The organism is Kocuria himachalensis (assembly GCF_054784195.1).
Genome location: NZ_BAAGPL010000008.1, coordinates 30,017 through 34,105, shown reverse-complemented (window position 1 = coordinate 34,105; position 4,089 = coordinate 30,017). Strand labels below are relative to the sequence as shown.

Annotated in this window: 2 protein-coding genes and 1 pseudogene; 1 reads left to right on the top strand and 2 read right to left on the bottom strand. The window is 79.2% G+C overall.

What is annotated here, in order from left to right; genetic code table 11:
- Positions 1-36 precede the first annotated feature (36 nt).
- Positions 37-249, top strand: a pseudogene (locus ACYVM4_RS05650) (hypothetical protein); the annotation flags it as partial.
- A gap of 130 nt (positions 250-379) precedes the next feature.
- On the opposite strand, the gene ACYVM4_RS05645 reads toward ACYVM4_RS05650, so the two are convergent.
- Positions 380-2,959, bottom strand: a complete 2,580-nt coding sequence (locus ACYVM4_RS05645) for a ComEC/Rec2 family competence protein (protein ID WP_460667930.1) — start codon at positions 2,957-2,959, stop codon at positions 380-382.
- A complete protein-coding gene (locus ACYVM4_RS05640; RefSeq protein WP_460667929.1) occupies positions 2,956-3,963 on the bottom strand; it encodes a helix-hairpin-helix domain-containing protein in 1,008 nt (335 codons plus the stop codon). The genes ACYVM4_RS05645 and ACYVM4_RS05640 overlap by 4 nt, the downstream gene beginning before the upstream one ends.
- Positions 3,964-4,089 lie beyond the last annotated feature (126 nt).

Genomic DNA, 4,089 nt, shown 5'->3' with positions numbered 1-4,089 from the left:
CCCCCCCCCCCCCCCCCCCCCGACGTCTACCTCGCGATGGCGCTGTGCCGCAACGCCACCGTGCGGGGCGGGCGGACGATGGGCGATCCCACGGAGTGCGTTCTGGTCGTGCTGGCCGGCAAGGGCGGCATGGACGTCGAGGGAGCCCGTCAGGACCATCCGCGCGTGGCGGAGGTGCCCTTCGACTCCGACTACAGGTTCCACGCCACCTTCCACGAACAGACCACCGCTTTCGGGACCTCCACGACGGCCGGCTATCGCATGTTCGTCAAGGGTGCCCCGGGCGTGCTGCAGGACCGGGCCGACTCCGTCCTCAGCGCCGAGGGCCGTCGACCCCTGACGGCCCAGGACTCCACCCGCATCCTCGCCGTCGGCTCCGCTAGTCCAGGGGCACGGCGACAAGGCGCTGCTCCTGCCGGACGATCGCCACACCGCCGTGCTCGTCGGTGCGCAGCAGCGGCACTCCGCTGCGCTCCAGGTGGGCGAGGATCCGGGGGTGGGGGTGACCGTAGTCGTTGCCCCGGCCGACGGAGACGAGGGCCAGCCGGGGGCCGGCCGCGTCGAGGATCGCGGTGCCGCCGTTGCGGGCGCCGTGGTGGGAGACCTTGAGGACGTCGACGTCGACGAGCGCACCGGCCGTGCGCAGCAGGGCGCGGGCGCCGTCCTCCTCGAGGTCACCGGTGAGCAGCCAGGAGGTGGTCCCGCCGTCCTCGCCGGTGAGCTCGGCGCGCAGCACCAGGGAGGCGTTGTTCTCGTCGGAGGAGGACGGGTCGCTCCAGCGCCCCGGTCCGGTCGGCTCCGGGGCGAGGACGGTCAGGCGCAGTCCGCCCAGGGTCAGGGTCTCCCCCGGGTCCGGGCGGCGGGCCGGGGTGGCGGGCAGGGCCTCGGTCAGCTCGTCCGGCTGCGCCGCCGCCGCCGTGGCGTACCAGACCTCGCCGACGCTCTCGTGCCGGGCGAGGGCGGGCAGTCCGCCGGTGTGGTCGGCGTGGGCGTGGCTGAGGACCACGAGGTCCAGGTGCTCGACCCCGCTGCGCCGCAGGCACCGTGCCAGGGCCTCCGGGTCGGGGCCGGTGTCCACGAGGACGGCCGGCCCGGGCGCGGTGCGCAGGAGCACGGCGTCGCCCTGGCCCACGTCGCACAGCACGGCCTCCCACGCCGGCGGCGGGCGGCGGCCGTCCACGGCGGCGCGGACGGCGAGGAGCACGACGACGAGCAGCACGGCCGCGGCGGCCGCCGTGCGCCGGCTCCGGCGCCGGCGGGCCTGCACCCGCCAGTGCTCCTCCGGGATGGGGGCCGGGGCGGGGCCCTCGGGCAGGGTCCCGGCGGTCGGCGCGGGCCGCCGGCGGCGGACGTCGAGGGCGTGCACGGCGAGCAGGGCCGCCGCGCTTGCCAGGGTCATCAGCAGCACGCCCGGCAGGCCCTGGGGCCACGGGGCCAGGGCCCCCGGCGCTCCGGCCAGCGCCCGGGCGGTGCCGGCGACGAGCCGCGCCCCCAGCGCGCCCACCCCCAGGGGCGGCACGGCCGCCGCGGCTCCCACCCCGTCGGGCAGGTTCAGCAGCAGCAGTCCCGCGAGGCCGCACACGGTCACCACCGGCACCAGCGGGGCGGCGAGGACGTTGGCCGGCAGGGAGTACACGGGCACGGCGGGCTGGAGGAGCACGAGCACCGGGGCGCACCACAGCTGGGCGGCCGCGGGGATCGCGACCGCCACGGCGAGCACCTCGGGGACCCGGGTGCCCAGCCACCGGGTCAGGGGCCGTCCGCTGACCACGATCCCCGCGGTGGCCAGCACCGAGAGGACGAAGCCGTACTCGGCGGCGAGCGCGGGCCGGGCGACGACGAGGGCGATCACGGCACCCGAGAGGGTGGCCAGGGACACGGCGGTGCGCCCCGTGAGGAGGCTGAGGGCGGCGAGTCCTCCCATCACGGCGGCGCGCAGCACGGACGGGTCGGGACCGACGAGGACCACGAACGCTGCCAGGGCGCCGAGACCGGCCGCCAGGCACGTGCGCCGGCCGGCGCCCACGCACAGGGCCGCGTGCCCCGCCAGGGCCGTGACGAGGGCGCAGTTGGCGCCGGAGACGGCCGTCAGGTGGGTCAGCCCGGTGTCCCGCATGGCCTGCTCGAGCTCCGGGCCGATCCCGGCGCGCTCGCCGAAGGTCATCCCGGGCAGCAGCCCCGCGGCGTCGGGGCCCAGTCCGGCCGTGGCGAGCACGAAGCGCTCGCGGACCTGCTCCCGCCGTGCGGGCTCCCGCCCCGGGAGGTCCACCGGCGGGGCGGCGGCGCGCAGCACCGGGGGCCCGGGGGCCAGCGGGCCGGCGGTGAGCACCGCGGTGATCCGTTGCCCCGGGACCAGCCCGGCCCACGCCGGCCCGTCCGCGAAGACCGTGGCCGTGACGTCGACGGGTCGGCCGCGGCCCTCGTGGGTGACCCGTTCGAGGCGCAGCGCGAGGACCACGCCCGAGCGGTCCTCGCCCTCGTGGGCCGGCTCGGGGGCGGGCGCCGTCCACCGCCGGGGCGGCTCGGCCACCTCCGCCGTGACGGCGAGCGTCCCGCCCCCGGCGAACGCCTCCCCGAGCGGGCCGTGGGAGGTGTCGCGCTGGGCGGCCGCGGCGCTCAGCAGCACGGCCGTGACGGCGAGGGCGCTCAGGGCCACGGTCGACCACGGCAGGGCCCGCCGCGCCCCGGGGGCGCGGGGCCGCCCTCCGGGGTCCTCCTTCCCGCGGGGGGCGCGGGCCACGAGGAGGACCAGGGCGGCGCCGAGCACCAGCGCGGCCAGGTAGAGGGCCCCGGCGGCCGCGACCCGGTCGAGGGGCAGGTGCCCGGTGAGCAGGCCGGTGAGCCACGCGCCCAGGGCGGCGGGGACCAGCCGCAGGTCCCAGGTGCGGCCCGGCGCACGGGCGTCGCGGTGCTCCTGGTGCTCCAGGGCGCCGGCCCACCAGGCGGCGAGGTGCCTCACACGGTCACCAGCGAGCCGAGGGCCTCCATCAGGGCGGGGCCGATCCCCGGCACGGCGTCGAGGTCGGCGACGGCGGCGAACCCGCCGTTCTCCTGCCGGAACTCCACGATCCGGCCGGCCAGGACCGGACCGACCCGCGGGAGGGTGTCCAGCTCGGCCGCGGTGGCCGTGTTGAGGTTCAGCGTCCCGCCCGGAACCGCCCCGTCCGGCCCTCCGGTCCCGGGCGGCGCTCCCGGGGTCACGGCGCCCGGGGTGCCGGGAGCGACCGGGGCTCCGGGCGCCGTGACGGGTGCCGTGGCGCTGTCGGGGACGAGCACCTGCTGGCCGTCCGTGACGGGGGCGGCCAGGTTCACGGTGTCCGTCACGGCGGCCTCCGTGAGCCCTCCGGCGGCCTCGACCGCGTCCACGACGCGGGCCCCGTTCTCGACGGACACGACACCGGGGCGGGCCACCTCCCCGGTCACGTGCACGTACAGCGTCGGACCCGCCGAGGGCGTCGGCGCGGTGGGTGGTCCCGGCGGGGCCGTCCCGGGTCCGGTCTCCGCCTCCGCGTCCGCGCCGGCCAGGTCACCGTCCCCGGTGTCGTGGCCGGTGCCTGGCTCGGTGTCGCCGCCCAGGTTCGCCTCGGCGAGGACGGGACGCCCGGCGGCCTCCGGGGCACCGCCGCCGTCCTCCCCGGGCCCCAGCACCGTCCAGGCCGGCCAGGCGAGCGCGGCCAGGCCGATCAGCAGCAGCGAGGCCGGGACCCTGGTCCGGGCGGCGACCTGCCGACGGTGGGCGGGGACCGGCCCCGACGGCCGGTCCGCGAGCGAGGGCACCGCCCCGGGGGCGATGGGCGCGGTACGGGCCTCGGCCAGCAGCGCCGCCAGCCGTTCGGCCGGTGGTGGTGCACCGGGCCCTGCCGCGCCGCCGGGACCGCCCTCCGCGGCGGGCGCGGGCGGGGTGGAGGTCGCTGGCGGGGTGGAAGTCGCTCGTCGTCGGGCGTGCGGCACGGTACCGGTCATGGTCCCAGCTCACCTCGACCGGGTGGAACCGTGCTCCGTCGGGGACCCCGCTGGGGACGCGGGCGGCCCCGGAGGGCGCCTGTGGAGTCCGGGCACCGGCCCGGCCCCCGGCTCCGGCGACCGGCC

Bases quoted from the DNA above. Each gene is read 5' to 3' on its own strand.
- ACYVM4_RS05640 (WP_460667929.1), bottom strand. From the start codon at position 3,963: ATGACCGGTACCGTGCCGCACGCCCGACGACGAGCGACTTCCACCCCG.